This window comes from Pseudomonas sp. KH_024_B2 (assembly GCF_057839965.1).
Window position 1 is genome coordinate 380,199 of record NZ_CM174502.1, and the last position, 14,715, is coordinate 394,913.

Genomic DNA, 14,715 nt, shown 5'->3' on the forward strand with positions numbered 1-14,715 from the left:
TCACGGTAAACAGGATCGACCCACGCTTGAGATAAAAGCGGAAAAACGCTAGGCATTATAAGCATTTTTCGGTCGCGAGCGTCATTGGCGTCTTCTGTCAAGACACAGCCATTGAACGCATCGAATAATAAAGAGTCCGTAACTCACGGATAGTCATAGGGAATTGCTAGTGCTAGGACTCTTCAACAAAAAAGCCAATACGCTTTTGGGGATCGATATCAGCTCCACCTCGGTCAAGCTTCTGGAGCTAAGTCGCTCGGGGAACCGCTACCGGGTGGAGGCGTATGCGGTAGAACCGCTGCCGGCCAACGCTGTAGTCGAGAAGAACATCGCCGAGCTGGAGGGGGTGGGGCAGGCCTTGTCGCGTCTGCTGCTCAAGGCCAGGACCGGTGTCAGGAACGTGGCCGTTGCGGTGGCCGGGTCGGCGGTGATCACCAAGACTATCGAGATGGACGCCGGGCTTTCCGATGACGAGATGGAAAGCCAGCTCAAGCTCGAAGCCGATCAGTACATTCCCTATCCACTCGAAGAAGTCGCCATCGATTTTGAAGTCCAGGGCTACTCGGCACGCAATCCCGAGCGCGTCGAAGTGCTGCTGGCGGCCTGCCGCAAGGAAAACGTCGAGGTCCGTGAAGCGGCCCTGGCCCTTGCCGGGTTGACCGCCCGGGTGGTCGATGTCGAGGCTTATGCCCTGGAGCGTTCGTTCGGTTTGCTCGCAGCGCAGTTGGCCGGCTCTGAGGACCGTTTGACGGTGGCGGTGGTCGACATCGGTGCCACCATGACCACCCTGAGCGTCCTGCATGACGGGCGGATCATCTATACCCGCGAGCAGCTTTTCGGCGGGCGCCAATTGACCGAGGAAATCCAGCGCCGCTACGGCTTGTCGATGGAAGAGGCGGGGTTGGCAAAAAAACAGGGGGGCTTGCCGGACGATTACGTCCGCGAGGTTCTGCAGCCGTTCAAGGACGCTGTGGTGCAGCAGGTCTCACGCTCTCTGCAGTTTTTCTTTGCCTCGGGGCAATACAACGCAGTCGACTACATCCTGTTGGCGGGCGGCACGGCCTCGGTCTCCGGGCTGGATCGACTGATCGAGCAACGCCTTGGTACGCCGACTCAGGTGGTCAACCCGTTCGCCGATATGACGCTGGGCAGCAAGGTCAACGCCGGTGCGTTGGCCAATGATGCACCAGCCCTGATGATTGCCTGCGGTCTGGCCCTCAGGAGTTTCGACTGATGGCGCGGATCAACCTTTTACCCTGGCGCGAAGAGCTGCGAGAAGAGCGCCGCAAGCGGTTTCTGACGGCCTTGGTGGCTGTGCTGGTGGTGGCGGTAGGTGCGGTGGTTAGCGCTGACCAGTACATCGGCGGTGAGATCAATCGGCAAACGGCCCGTAATCATCATGTCAGTCAGCAAATTGCTCTGCTCGATGAGCGGATCAAGCAGATCAGCGAGTTGAAGACCCGTCGTCAGCAGCTAGTGGAGCGGATGAAAATCATCCAGGACTTGCAGGGCAATAGGCCAGTCAGCGGGCGAATCTTCGATCAACTGGCCCGCACGCTGCCGGACGGGGTGTATTTCACTGAGGTGAAGATGACTGGCAAGACTCTTTCCATAACGGGGGTGGCGGCGTCGAATAATCGAGTCTCCGACTTGATGCGCAATCTGGATGCTTCCGACTGGCTCGAGGCGCCGAGCCTGACCGAGGTCAAGGCCAATACGAGCGGTGCGGTGGATCAGGCCAACGTCTTTCGGCTGACCGTTCGTCAGACTCAGCCGGCCAACGCGGAGAGTGCGAAATGACTCCGTCCGAATGGTTCGAGGGGCTGCGCAAGATCGACCTGAACGATCTGGACATGAGCAACATGGGGGCGTGGCCGGCGGCCGTCAAAGCCATGGTCGGCGCCTTGCTCATGGTCCTGGTGCTGGCCCTGGGTTACAACTTCTTCGTCAAGGATCTGCAGAATCAGCTCGACCAGCAGCGTGCGGATGAAACAACCCTGAAGGAGCAGTTCGCGTCCAAGGCCCATATGGCGGCGAACCTGGAGCGTTACACCGAGCAGATGAAGGAGATGGAAAACTCCTTCGGATTGCTGCTGCGTCAGCTTCCCGGTGATACCGAGGTTCCCGGTTTGCTGGAAGACATCACGCGTATGGGCCTGGGTAGCGGGATGGAGTTCGAGGAGATCAAGTTGCTGCCAGAGGTAACTCAGCAGTTTTACATCGAATTGCCGATTCAGATCACCGTCACCGGTGCCTACCATGACTTGGCGACCTTTGTCAGTGGCGTGGCCGGCTTGCCGCGGATCGTCACCCTGCATGATTTCGAGATCAAGCCGGTCACGCCGGACATCGGTTCGAAACTGCGCATGAGCATCCTGGCCAGGACCTATCGCTACAACGACAAGGGGCTGCTGAAATGAATGCGGCCCACTGGTTCTTGATGATTGTGGTACTGATGGGGTTGTCCGGCTGCGGTAGCGAGAGTGACTTCAGCGATCTGGACGCCTACATGAACGAGGTGCGCCTGCGACCTCCCGGCAAGATTGAACCCACACCGACATTCAGGTCTTACCAGGCGTTCACCTACAACGCCGAGTCCTTGCGCAGCCCGTTTCTACCGCCGGTCAGGGTAGATCTGGCGGGCCGCCAGCATGGATCGCGCAACGTAAAGCCGGACCCGAATCGGCTGAAGCAGTTTCTCGAAGGTTTCAATATCGAGCAGTTTGAAATGGTCGGCACGATCTCCAATGCCTCAGGCTCCTTTGCCTTGCTGCGTGGTGCCGGCGGTGTGCATCGGTTGAAAGTCGGCGATTACCTGGGGCGCAACGATGGCCGGATCATGGCCATTAGTGCCTCGCAAGTCGATGTGGTTGAAATCGTTCCTGATGGCGAGGGTGCCTGGCTGGAGCGACCGCGGACCATTCCTTTGAAAGAGCACCAATAGTGGAATTCGAATCATGAACAGGACTATTGCATCCCTCGGTTTTGCGCTATGGATGGTGCTGATGTCGCCGGTGGTACAGGCTTTGAGCCTCAAGACGCTGGATGTTGCCGCGCTGCCGGGTGACCGAATCGAATTGAAGCTGGGATTCGATGGACCGCCTCCCGCGCCCCATGGTTACACCACCGAGCAGCCGGCGCGAATTGCCCTCGACCTGCCGGGGGTAACCACTCAACTGGCGAGCAAGAGTCGCGATCTGGGCACAGGCAACGCACGGAGTGTGACGGTAGTCGAGGCCAAGGATCGCGCTCGGCTGATCATCAATCTGACGACGCCGGCACCCTATAGCGCGCGCGTCGAAGGCAACAACCTGTTTGTGGTGGTCGGTCAGGGCGCGGCGGTTGCACAAAAGCCCCAGTCGAGTACCCCGCGAGTGGCCGCGCCTGCGCCGGCCAAAGCGTTTGCGCCAACAGGTAGAGCCATCAGAGGTGTGGATTTTCAGCGCGGGGCGCTGGGTGAAGGCAATGTCGTGATTGAGTTGTCGGATCCGGGCATCAGCCCGGATATCCAGGAGCACGATGGCAAAATCACCCTGAATTTCGCAAAAACCCAGCTGCCCGAACCGCTGCGGGTCCGGCTGGACGTCAAGGATTTCGCCACTCCAGTGCAGTTCGTCAACGCCAGTGCGTCCTCCGATAAAGCCAGCATCACCATTGAGCCCAGTGGTGGTGCCTTCGACTATTCGACTTATCAGACCGACAACAAGCTGACCGTCAGTGTCCGGCCCATGACCACTGACGACTTGCACAAGCGTAACGCCGATCGCTTTGCCTACAGCGGCGAGAAACTGTCGCTGAATTTTCAGGATATCGATGTGCGCTCGGTGCTGCAGTTGATCGCCGACTTCACCAATCTCAACCTGGTTGCCAGCGACACGGTGCAGGGCGGCATCACCTTGCGCTTGCAGAATGTGCCGTGGGACCAGGCCCTGGACCTTGTGCTGAAAACCAAAGGACTCGACAAGCGCATGATCGGCAACGTCCTGCTGGTTGCCCCGGCGGATGAAATCGCCGCCCGCGAACGTCAGGAGCTTGAGTCGCAAAAGCAGATCGCCGAACTGGCGCCACTGCGACGTGAGCTATTGCAGGTCAATTACGCCAAGGCTGCCGATATCGCCAAGCTGTTCCAGTCGGTGACCAGTGCCGAGGCGAAAATCGACGAGCGCGGGTCTATCACCGTGGATGAGCGGACCAACAACATCATTGCCTACCAGACCCAGGACCGTCTCGATGAGTTGCGGCGCATCGTTGCCCAGCTGGATATCCCGGTGCGTCAGGTGATGATCGAAGCGCGAATCGTCGAGGCCAATGTCGATTACGACAAAAGCCTTGGCGTGCGTTGGGGTGGCTCGATCCAGAACAAGGGGAACTGGAACACCTCGGGCGTCAGCAACGGGACCGCCGGGTCATCGACTATCGGCACGCCGACGGGCACCAATACCAACTCGCCATTCGTCGATATGGGCACGGTCGGCAACACATCGGGTCTGGGCATCGCTTTCATTACCGATAACGTGCTGCTGGACCTGGAGCTGACGGCCATGGAGAAGACCGGCAACGGGGAAATTGTCTCCCAGCCCAAGGTGGTCACTTCCGACAAGGAAACCGCGAAGATCCTCAAAGGCACGGAAATCCCTTATCAGGAAGCCAGTTCCAGCGGTGCAACCTCGGTGTCTTTCAAGGAGGCGTCACTGTCGCTGGAGGTGACACCGCAGATCACCCCGGACAATCGCATCATCATGGAGGTCAAGGTCACCAAGGATGAGCCGGACTATCTGAACAAACTCAACGATGTCCCGCCGATCAAGAAAAACGAAGTCAACGCCAAGGTCCTGGTCAACGACGGTGAGACCATCGTAATCGGCGGTGTTTTCTCAAATACTCAAAGCAAGGTTGTAGATAAGGTGCCATTTCTTGGAGATGTGCCGTATCTTGGCCGCCTTTTCCGAAGGGATGTAGTTTCGGAGAAAAAATCCGAGCTGCTGGTATTCCTGACTCCGCGTATCATGAATAACCAGGCGATTGCTGTGAGTCGTTGATTCTGTGCGAAATTTGATTCTTGTTGGACCAATGGGGGCTGGAAAAAGCACCATTGGACGTTTGCTGGCCAAAGAGCTGCGCCTGCCGTTCAAAGATTCCGATAAGGAAATTGAATTGCGCACGGGTGCCAATATCCCGTGGATCTTCGATAAAGAAGGAGAGCCGGGCTTTCGTGATCGCGAAGAGGCGATGATTGCCGAGCTCTGTGCCTTTGATGGTGTGGTGCTGGCGACTGGCGGCGGTGCGGTGATGCGCGATGCCAATCGTCGGGCATTGCATGCTGGCGGGCGTGTGGTTTATCTGCATGCTTCCGTGGAGCAGCAGGTCGGCCGCACCTCCCGCGATCGCAATCGTCCGCTGTTGCGCACCGCAGATCCGGCGAAAACCCTCAGAGATCTGCTGGCAATTCGCGACCCGCTTTATCGGGAAATCGCCGATCTGGTGGTGGAAACTGATGAGCGACCGCCGCGAATGGTGGTTCTGGATATTCTTGAGCGCTTGCAACAGCTTCCTCCCCGTTAATGCGCAAGGCGAAATGCGCTATCCTCGGCGTCCGGTCATGAGCGCTTCAGCTCATGGCCTATGGCTATCGGATGACGTCAGAAAATCAGGTGTTGCCGACCGTTAATGCAGCGTAGGACACCGGCTTCCATTTTTACTGTGGGGACACATGCAGACACTTAAGGTCGATTTAGGCGAGCGTAGCTACCCGATTCATATTGGCGAAGGTTTGTTGGATCAGCCCGAATTGCTGGCGCCACATATCGCCGGGCGGCAGGTGGCAATCATCTCCAACGAGACCGTTGCGCCGCTGTATCTCGAGCGTCTGACCCGCAGCCTTGCGCAGTTTTCGGTTATTTCCATCGTCTTGCCCGACGGCGAAGCCTTCAAGAACTGGGAAACCCTACAGACTATTTTCGACGGTTTGCTGACTGCGCGGCATGATCGGCGCACCACGGTGATTGCTCTCGGTGGCGGCGTTATTGGTGATATGGCCGGTTTTGCGGCTGCCTGCTATCAGCGTGGCGTCGATTTCATCCAGGTGCCGACCACGCTGCTGTCGCAAGTCGACTCATCAGTGGGCGGCAAAACCGGGATCAACCATCCGCTGGGCAAGAACATGGTCGGTGCCTTCTATCAGCCCAATGTGGTGCTGATCGATACCGCGACGCTCAATACCCTGCCTCCCCGGGAACTGTCTGCGGGTCTGGCGGAAGTCATCAAGTACGGGTTGATCTGCGACGAGCCATTCCTCACCTGGCTCGAAGAAAACGTCGATCGACTGCGGGCTCTGGATCAGGCGGCCCTGACCGTTGCCATCGAACGCTCCTGCGCAGCCAAGGCTGCTGTGGTTGGAGCCGACGAACGTGAGTCCGGGGTGCGTGCCACGCTCAACCTGGGACATACCTTCGGTCACGCCATCGAAACCCACATGGGCTATGGTGTCTGGTTGCATGGTGAGGCGGTTGCCGCCGGAACCGTGATGGCCCTTGAGATGTCCACGCGACTGGGCTGGATCACCGCGCAAGAGCGTGATCGCGGGATTCGCCTGTTCCAGCGTGCCGGGCTACCGGTCATTCCCCCGGCGGATATGACCGAAGCAGATTTTCTCGAACATATGGCAATTGACAAGAAAGTGATCGACGGTCGTTTGCGTCTGGTGCTATTGCGCCGAATGGGCGAAGCCGTAGTGACCGACGATTATCCGAAAGAGGTTTTGCAGGCCACGCTGGGTGCGGATTACCGCGCTTTGGCTCAGCTTAAAGGTTAATAAGATCCCGATGACTAGTTTGCATGCCGACGAGGCGTTCCTCGGCCATTACCAATTGAGTCATGACCCTTTCGCTCCACGGGTGCCTGGCTTCAAATTCTTCCCCGCTCAGCGCAAGCCGGTGTTGGGGCAATTGCATCACCTGGCCCGTTACAGCCAGCTGCTGCTGGTAGTCACCGGGCCACAAGGCAGCGGCAAGACCTTGCTGCGTCAGGCGCTGGTGGCGAGCACCAACAAGCAGTCAGTGCAAAGCGTGGTGGTTTCCGCCCGTGGCGCCAGCGATGCGGCAGGTGTGCTGCGTCAGGTGGCCCAGGCTCTGAACGTTGCCCAGGCTGAAATCGGGGCGGTTCTGGCACAGGTGGTGCAACTTGCACTGACCGGTCAGGAAGTTTATTTGCTGGTGGATGATGCCGAGCAACTCGACGAGTCCGCGCTGGAGGCGCTGTTGGCGCTGGCCGCGGGTGCTCCCGAAGGTCGTCCGCATGTATTCCTGTTCGGTGAGTCTTCGCTGATCGCAGGACTTGAGCAGTTGAGTGCCGAGGAAGAGCGCTTCCACGTCATTGAATTGCAACCCTACGCCGAAGAAGAAACCCGTGAGTATCTGGCCCAGCGTCTCGAAGGTGCCGGCCGGGGAATCGAACTTTTCACGGCGGATCAGATCTCTGATATTCATGAAAGCTCCGATGGCTGGCCCGGCACTATCAACCAGGTCGCCCGCGATGCAATGATCGAAGCCATGATTGCCAGCCGCTCAGCGGTCAAGCGTCCAAGTATGGGGTTCAATATGCCGAAGAAACACGTATTGGCGATATCCGCTGTCGTCGTGGTGGCGGTAGCAGCGGCCTGGATGATGCCGGGCCGTAGCAAGGCGCCGACTACCGGTGCTCCAGCCACCGAACAGGCGCAATTGCCATTAGGGCAAGCGGCGCCGCAAACGAACAGTAACGGCAGCCCGAATGTCGAATTCGCCGGTTCTTCGCAGCCAATGCCGCTGCCGCTGGTCGGGCAGTCGCAACCGGTGATGCGCGGTCCTTTGGCTGAAGCCGCCGGGGGTATTACCGAAGGCGACGACGGTGTGCCGGTCGAAGGTTCCAGCGATACGCCGCCGACCGTGACCACTGTCGCGCCGCCTGCAGGCCTTGCGGCAGGTCCGGCGCCAACACCAGCCCCAACACCAGTTCCGGCCGCCAAGCCAGCCCAGGTCGCTGCTACCAAGCCAGCCCCTGTGCCTGTTGCCAAACCGGCTCCAGCGCCGGCCAAGCCAGTCGCAGCCGCCAAGCCTGCCGAGAAGCCAGCTACCGTCGCCAAAGCCGCTACCGGCGGTAGCTGGTACGCCGGCCAGACGCCGGGCAACTACGTGGTGCAGATCCTCGGCACCAGATCTGAAGCCGCTGCGCAAAGCTTCGTCAAAGAGCAGGGCGGTGAGTACCGTTATTTCAAGAAAAACCTGCAAGGCAAACCACTGTACGTGATCACTTACGGTAATTTTGCCAACCGCGACGCAGCCGTCGCCGCTATCAAGGTCTTGCCAGCGAAGGTTCAGGCTGGTAAACCTTGGCCTCGCACTGTCGCCAGCGTCCAACAGGAACTGGCAACAACTCGCTGAAGATTCGGCGGCCTTACCCAGGCCGCCTCTCCCGGCACCTCAAAATTTCTGCAAGGGCATGCCGCCTCCGGGCCGCGTGCCTTGTGGCGTCTGCGTCACAGTAGTCTTTGAGTCGTTGCAGTCAAAATTAAAAAAAGTTTTGACTAGCACAGCATATCGCTTTAAACCTTTCACAAATGCGACATAGATTTGCGACATTTCGTCGTCAAATTTGTGAGCCTCTGTGTCGGTGTGTACAATGACCTCCCTTTTGCCCCCGCAAAGCTGGCGTACGTTCGGCGTGGATGGTAAGTGGTTGAATTGAAAAGAAATTTGCCTCGTTAAGAGGCAGCCTGGTGAGAAAGTGTCTATGAAAGCAGGTCTGTACCAACCAGATGAATTCAAGGATAACTGCGGTTTCGGCCTGATAGCCCATATGCAGGGCGAGCCCAGTCATACCCTTTTGCAAACGGCCATTGAGGCCCTGACCTGCATGACCCACCGCGGTGGGATCAACGCCGACGGCAAGACCGGTGACGGTTGCGGTCTGCTGATTCAAAAACCGGATGTGTTCCTGCGTGCCATCGCCCAGGAAACCTTCGGCGTCGAACTGCCCAGGCAATATGCCGTGGGCATGGTCTTCTTCAACCAGGATCCGGTCAAAGCCGAAGCCGCTCGCGAGAACATGAACCGCGAGATCCTTGCCGAAGGTCTGACCCTGGTCGGCTGGCGCAAAGTGCCGATCGATACCAGCGTCCTCGGCCGCCTGGCGCTGGAGCGCCTGCCGCAGATCGAACAAGTGTTCATCGGCGGCGAAGGCCTGAGCGATCAGGACATGGCGATCAAGCTGTTCAGTTCCCGTCGTCGTTCGTCCGTGGCCAACGCCGCCGATGTCGATCACTACATCTGCAGCTTTTCCCACAAGACCATCATTTATAAAGGCCTGATGATGCCGGCGGATTTGACCGCCTTCTATCCGGACCTCAGTGATGAGCGCCTGCAAACTTCGATCTGCGTGTTCCACCAGCGCTTTTCGACCAACACCCTGCCGAAATGGCCGCTGGCTCAGCCATTCCGCTTCCTCGCCCACAACGGCGAGATCAACACCATCACCGGTAACCGCAACTGGGCCGTGGCCCGTCGCACCAAGTTCGCCAACGATCTGATGGATCTGGAAGAACTCGGCCCGCTGGTGAACCGCGTCGGTTCCGACTCCTCGAGCATGGACAACATGCTCGAACTGATGGTCACCGGTGGCATCGACCTGTTCCGTGGCGTGCGGATGATCATTCCGCCTGCGTGGCAGAACGTCGAAACCATGGACCCGGATCTGCGGGCGTTCTACGAATACAACTCGATGCACATGGAACCGTGGGACGGCCCGGCCGGCGTGGTAATGACCGATGGTCGTTACGCGGTGTGCCTGCTCGACCGTAACGGTCTGCGTCCAGCGCGTTGGGTCACCACCAAGAACGGTTTCATTACCCTGGCTTCGGAAATCGGTGTCTGGAACTACCAGCCTGAAGACGTGATCGCCAAGGGCCGCGTGGGTCCGGGGCAAATTTTCGCGGTGGATACCGAGACCGGTCAGATCCTCGACACCGATGCCATCGACAACCGCTTGAAGTCGCGTCATCCGTACAAGCAATGGCTGCGCAAGAATGCCCTGCGCATCCAGGCGACCATGGAAGACAACGACCACGGTTCGGCGTTCTATGATGTCGACCAGCTCAAGCAGTACATGAAGATGTACCAGGTCACGTTCGAAGAGCGCGACCAGGTGCTGCGTCCACTCGGCGAGCAAGGCTACGAAGCGGTCGGCTCCATGGGCGACGACACGCCGATGGCCGTGCTGTCCCAGCGTGTACGTACGCCTTACGACTATTTTCGTCAGCAGTTCGCGCAGGTGACCAACCCGCCGATCGACCCGCTGCGCGAAGCCATCGTCATGTCGCTGGAAGTCTGCCTCGGCGCCGAGCGCAACATCTTCCAGGAGTCGCCGGAACACGCCTCGCGCGTGATCCTCAGCTCGCCGGTCATTTCCCCGGCCAAGTGGCGCTCGCTGATGAACCTCGACCGCCCAGGCTTCGAGCGTCAGATCATCGACCTCAATTACGACGAGAGCGTTGGCCTCGAAGCGGCGGTGCGTAACGTCGCCGATCAGGCTGAAGAAGCCGTGCGCGCCGGTCGCACCCAGATCGTGCTGAGCGACCGCCACATCGCCCCGGGCAAATTGCCGATCCACGCTTCGTTGGCCACTGGCGCGGTGCACCACCGCCTGACCGAAAAAGGCCTGCGTTGCGACTCCAACATTCTGGTCGAGACCGCCACTGCGCGCGATCCGCACCACTTCGCCGTGCTGATCGGTTTCGGCGCCTCTGCCGTTTATCCGTTCCTGGCCTACGAAGTGCTGGGCGACCTGATCCGCACCGGTGAAGTGCTGGGCGACCTCTATGAGGTGTTCAAGAACTACCGCAAAGGCATCACCAAAGGCCTGCTCAAGATCCTCTCGAAGATGGGCATCTCGACCGTCACTTCGTACCGCGGTGCGCAGCTGTTCGAAGCCATCGGTCTGTCCGAAGAGGTGTGCGACCTGAGCTTCCGTGGCGTGCCGAGCCGCATCAAGGGTGCGCGCTTCGTCGACCTCGAAGCCGAGCAGAAAGCCTTGGCTGCCGAAGCCTGGAGCCCGCGCAAGCCGATCCAGCAGGGCGGTTTGTTGAAGTTCGTCCACGGTGGCGAATACCACGCCTACAACCCGGACGTGGTCAGCACCTTGCAGGCCGCTGTGCAGCAGGGCGACTACAGCAAGTTCAAGGAATACACGGCGCTGGTGGACAACCGTCCGATCTCGATGATCCGCGACATGTTCAAGGTCAAAACCCTTGAGCAGCCGCTGGATATCAGCGAAATCGAACCGCTGGAGTCGGTGCTCAAGCGTTTCGACTCCGCGGGCATCTCCCTCGGTGCTCTGTCGCCGGAAGCTCACGAAGCCCTGGCCGAAGCCATGAACCGCCTGGGTGCGCGTTCCAACTCCGGTGAAGGCGGCGAAGACCCGGCGCGTTACGGCACCATCAAGAGCTCGAAAATCAAGCAAGTCGCGACTGGCCGTTTCGGGGTCACCCCGGAATACCTGGTCAACGCCGAAGTGCTGCAGATCAAGGTCGCTCAGGGCGCCAAGCCGGGCGAAGGTGGTCAGTTGCCAGGTGGCAAGGTCAACGGTCTGATCGCCAAGCTGCGTTATGCAGTGCCGGGTGTGACCCTGATTTCGCCTCCGCCGCACCACGACATCTATTCCATCGAAGACTTGTCGCAGCTGATTTTCGACCTGAAACAAGTCAACCCGAAGGCGCTGGTCTCGGTGAAACTGGTCGCAGAAGCGGGCGTCGGTACTATCGCCGCCGGTGTGGCCAAGGCCTACGCGGACTTGATCACCATCTCCGGCTATGACGGCGGCACCGGCGCTTCGCCGCTGACTTCGATCAAATACGCCGGCGCACCGTGGGAACTCGGCCTGGCCGAAACCCACCAGACCCTGCGCGGCAACGACCTGCGCGGCAAGGTTCGGGTACAGACCGACGGCGGCCTGAAAACCGGCCTCGACGTGATCAAGGCGGCGATTCTTGGCGCTGAAAGCTTCGGCTTCGGCACCGCGCCAATGATCGCGCTGGGCTGCAAATACTTGCGTATCTGCCACCTGAACAACTGCGCCACCGGCGTTGCGACTCAGAACGAAAAACTGCGCAAGGATCACTACATCGGTACCGTCGACATGGTGGTGAATTTCTTCACCTACGTCGCCGAAGAAACCCGTGAGTGGCTGGCCAAGCTGGGCGTGCGTTCCCTCGAAGAGCTGATTGGGCGCACCGATCTGCTGGAAATTCTCGAAGGTCAGACCATCAAGCAGAATCACCTGGACCTGACCCCGTTGCTCGGCAGCGATCACATCCCGGCAGACAAGCCACAATTCTGCCAGGTCGAGCGCAACCCGCCGTTCGACAAAGGCCTGCTGGCCGAGCAAATGGTCGAGATGGCCACCTCGGCCATCAACGACCTGAGCGGCGCTGATTTCGCGCTGGATATCTGCAACTGCGACCGTTCCATCGGCGCGCGGATCTCCGGTGAAATCGCCCGTGCTCACGGCAACCAGGGCATGGCCAAAGCGCCGATCACCTTCCGTTTCAAAGGCACTGCCGGTCAGAGCTTCGGAGTGTGGAACGCTGGCGGCCTGAACATGTACCTGGAAGGCGACGCCAACGACTACGTCGGCAAAGGCATGACCGGCGGCAAGCTGGTTATCGTTCCGCCGATCGGCAGCGCCTACAAGACTCAGGACAGCGCTATTATCGGCAACACCTGCCTGTACGGCGCCACTGGCGGCAAGCTGTTCGCTGCCGGTACGGCGGGCGAGCGTTTCGCCGTGCGTAACTCCGGTGCTCACACCGTGGTCGAAGGCACTGGCGATCACTGCTGCGAGTACATGACTGGCGGTTTCGTCTGCGTACTGGGCAAGACCGGCTACAACTTTGGCTCGGGCATGACCGGCGGTTTCGCCTACGTGCTGGACCAGGACAACACCTTCGTTGACCGGGTCAACCACGAACTGGTGGAAATCCAGCGGATCAGCGGCGAAGCGATGGAGTCCTATCGCAGCCACCTGCAACGTGTGCTGAACGAATACGTCGAGGAAACCAATAGCGAGTGGGGTCGTAACCTCGCCGAAAACCTCGATGACTATCTGCGTCGGTTCTGGTTGGTCAAGCCCAAGGCTGCCAGCTTGAAATCGTTGCTTTCCAGCACCCGTGCCAACCCGCAGTGATATGCGCCTGAAGAGTTTGATGAGGTTTTAACATGGCTGAACGTCTGAATAATGACTTCCAGTTCATCGAGGTCGGGCGCAAGGATCCGAAGAAGAAACTGTTGCGTCAACGCAAGAAAGAGTTTGTGGAAATCTACGAACCCTTCAAACCCCAGCAGTCGGCCGATCAGGCCCACCGCTGCCTGGGTTGCGGTAACCCGTACTGTGAATGGAAGTGCCCGGTGCACAACTTCATTCCCAACTGGCTCAAATTGGTGGCCGAGGGCAACATCCTCGCCGCCGCCGAGCTGTCGCACCAGACCAACACCTTGCCGGAAGTCTGCGGTAGGGTTTGTCCGCAGGATCGTCTGTGCGAGGGTGCCTGCACCCTCAACGACGGCTTTGGCGCGGTGACCATCGGTTCGGTGGAGAAGTACATCACCGACACCGCGTTCGCCATGGGCTGGCGTCCGGACATGTCCAAGGTCATTCCGACCGGCAAGCGTGTTGCGGTGATCGGCGCAGGGCCTGCTGGCCTGGGTTGTGCCGACGTGCTGGTACGCGGCGGCGTGACCCCGGTGGTGTTCGACAAGAACCCGGAAATCGGTGGTCTGCTGACCTTCGGCATCCCCGAGTTCAAGCTGGAAAAGACCGTGCTGAGCAATCGGCGCGAAGTCTTCACCGGCATGGGCATCGAGTTCCGCCTCAACACCGAAGTGGGCAAGGACGTGACCATCGAGCAACTGCTCGAAGAATACGATGCCGTATTCATGGGTATGGGCACCTACACCTACATGAAGGGCGGCTTTGCCGGTGAGGACCTGCCGGGCGTGTATGACGCGCTGGACTTCCTGATCGCCAACGTCAACCGCAACCTGGGCTTTGAAAAGTCGCCGGAAGACTTCGTCGACATGAAAGGCAAGAAGGTCGTGGTACTCGGCGGCGGCGACACGGCGATGGACTGCAACCGCACCTCGATCCGCCAGGGCTCCAAGTCGGTGACCTGCGCCTATCGTCGTGACGAAGCGAACATGCCAGGCTCGCGCAAAGAGGTGAAGAACGCCAAGGAAGAAGGCGTGAAGTTCCTCTACAACCGCCAGCCGATCGCTATCGTTGGTGAAGACCGCGTCGAAGGTGTGAAGGTGGTCGAGACCCGTCTCGGCGAACCGGACGCCCGTGGCCGTCGCAGCCCCGAGCCGATTCCGGGTTCCGAAGAGATCATCCCGGCTGATGCGGTGGTCATCGCTTTCGGCTTCCGCCCAAGCCCTGCGCCGTGGTTCGAACAGTTCGACATCCAGACCGACAGCCAGGGCCGCGTCGTGGCGCCGGAACAAGGCCAGTACAAGCACCAGACCAGCAACCCGAAAATCTTCGCCGGTGGCGATATGGTGCGCGGTTCTGACCTGGTAGTAACGGCGATCTTCGAAGGCCGCAACGCCGCCGAAGGGATCCTGGATTACTTGGGCGTTTAACCTTCGGTCCTGGTCCTCAGCACGGTCAAAATGTGGCAGCGGGCTTTTTCTT

At 59.4% G+C, this 14,715-nt stretch carries 10 protein-coding genes; all 10 read left to right on the forward strand.

Translation table 11 applies throughout. The annotated features are described in order from the left end of the window. Window positions 1-169 precede the first annotated feature (169 nt). The 10 genes from AC3I0A_RS01850 (at window position 170) to AC3I0A_RS01895 (ending at window position 14,663) form a co-directional block, all read left to right on the forward strand. The gene (locus tag AC3I0A_RS01850) at window positions 170-1,234 is read left to right on the forward strand and encodes a pilus assembly protein PilM (protein ID WP_489375947.1); all 1,065 of its coding nucleotides are present in this window, start codon (window positions 170-172) and stop codon (window positions 1,232-1,234) included. Beyond that, the gene (locus AC3I0A_RS01855) at window positions 1,234-1,800 is read left to right on the forward strand and encodes a PilN domain-containing protein (protein WP_489375948.1); all 567 of its coding nucleotides are present in this window, start codon (window positions 1,234-1,236) and stop codon (window positions 1,798-1,800) included. Before AC3I0A_RS01850 ends, AC3I0A_RS01855 begins: the two co-directional genes overlap by 1 nt. Continuing rightward, window positions 1,797-2,420 carry a type 4a pilus biogenesis protein PilO gene (pilO, locus tag AC3I0A_RS01860; RefSeq protein WP_489375949.1) on the forward strand — a complete coding sequence of 208 codons (624 nt, stop codon included), beginning with the start codon at window positions 1,797-1,799 and terminating at the stop codon, window positions 2,418-2,420. The genes AC3I0A_RS01855 and pilO overlap by 4 nt, the downstream gene beginning before the upstream one ends. Beyond that, a complete protein-coding gene (locus tag AC3I0A_RS01865; RefSeq protein ID WP_489375950.1) occupies window positions 2,417-2,944 on the forward strand; it encodes a pilus assembly protein PilP in 528 nt (175 codons plus the stop codon). Before pilO ends, AC3I0A_RS01865 begins: the two co-directional genes overlap by 4 nt. A gap of 13 nt (window positions 2,945-2,957) precedes the next feature. Then, window positions 2,958-5,039 carry a type IV pilus secretin PilQ gene (locus tag AC3I0A_RS01870; RefSeq protein ID WP_489375951.1) on the forward strand — a complete coding sequence of 694 codons (2,082 nt, stop codon included), beginning with the start codon at window positions 2,958-2,960 and terminating at the stop codon, window positions 5,037-5,039. Between the two features lie 4 nt (window positions 5,040-5,043). Next, window positions 5,044-5,562 carry a shikimate kinase AroK gene (gene aroK, locus AC3I0A_RS01875; RefSeq protein ID WP_489375953.1) on the forward strand — a complete coding sequence of 173 codons (519 nt, stop codon included), beginning with the start codon at window positions 5,044-5,046 and terminating at the stop codon, window positions 5,560-5,562. Window positions 5,563-5,710: 148 nt separating this feature from the next. After that, window positions 5,711-6,811, forward strand: a complete 1,101-nt coding sequence (gene aroB, locus AC3I0A_RS01880; RefSeq protein WP_489375954.1) for a 3-dehydroquinate synthase — start codon at window positions 5,711-5,713, stop codon at window positions 6,809-6,811. 10 nt (window positions 6,812-6,821) lie between these two features. Further along, complete coding sequence (locus AC3I0A_RS01885) at window positions 6,822-8,417, forward strand: AAA family ATPase (protein WP_489375955.1); 1,596 nt, start codon at window positions 6,822-6,824, stop codon at window positions 8,415-8,417. Window positions 8,418-8,766: 349 nt separating this feature from the next. Beyond that, window positions 8,767-13,212, forward strand: a complete 4,446-nt coding sequence (gene gltB, locus AC3I0A_RS01890; protein ID WP_489378379.1) for a glutamate synthase large subunit — start codon at window positions 8,767-8,769, stop codon at window positions 13,210-13,212. Between the two features lie 32 nt (window positions 13,213-13,244). Next, entirely contained in the window at window positions 13,245-14,663 is a 1,419-nt protein-coding gene (locus AC3I0A_RS01895; protein ID WP_489375956.1) for an FAD-dependent oxidoreductase, read from the forward strand. Window positions 14,664-14,715 lie beyond the last annotated feature (52 nt).

Coding starts and splice junctions, on each gene's coding strand:
- AC3I0A_RS01855 (WP_489375948.1), top strand. CDS start 1,234: ATGGCGCGGATCAACCTTTTACCCTGGCGCGAAGAGCTGCGAGAAGAG.
- pilO (WP_489375949.1), top strand. CDS start 1,797: ATGACTCCGTCCGAATGGTTCGAGGGGCTGCGCAAGATCGACCTGAAC.
- AC3I0A_RS01865 (WP_489375950.1), top strand. CDS start 2,417: ATGAATGCGGCCCACTGGTTCTTGATGATTGTGGTACTGATGGGGTTG.
- AC3I0A_RS01870 (WP_489375951.1), top strand. CDS start 2,958: ATGAACAGGACTATTGCATCCCTCGGTTTTGCGCTATGGATGGTGCTG.
- aroB (WP_489375954.1), top strand. CDS start 5,711: ATGCAGACACTTAAGGTCGATTTAGGCGAGCGTAGCTACCCGATTCAT.
- AC3I0A_RS01885 (WP_489375955.1), top strand. CDS start 6,822: ATGACTAGTTTGCATGCCGACGAGGCGTTCCTCGGCCATTACCAATTG.
- gltB (WP_489378379.1), top strand. CDS start 8,767: ATGAAAGCAGGTCTGTACCAACCAGATGAATTCAAGGATAACTGCGGT.
- AC3I0A_RS01895 (WP_489375956.1), top strand. CDS start 13,245: ATGGCTGAACGTCTGAATAATGACTTCCAGTTCATCGAGGTCGGGCGC.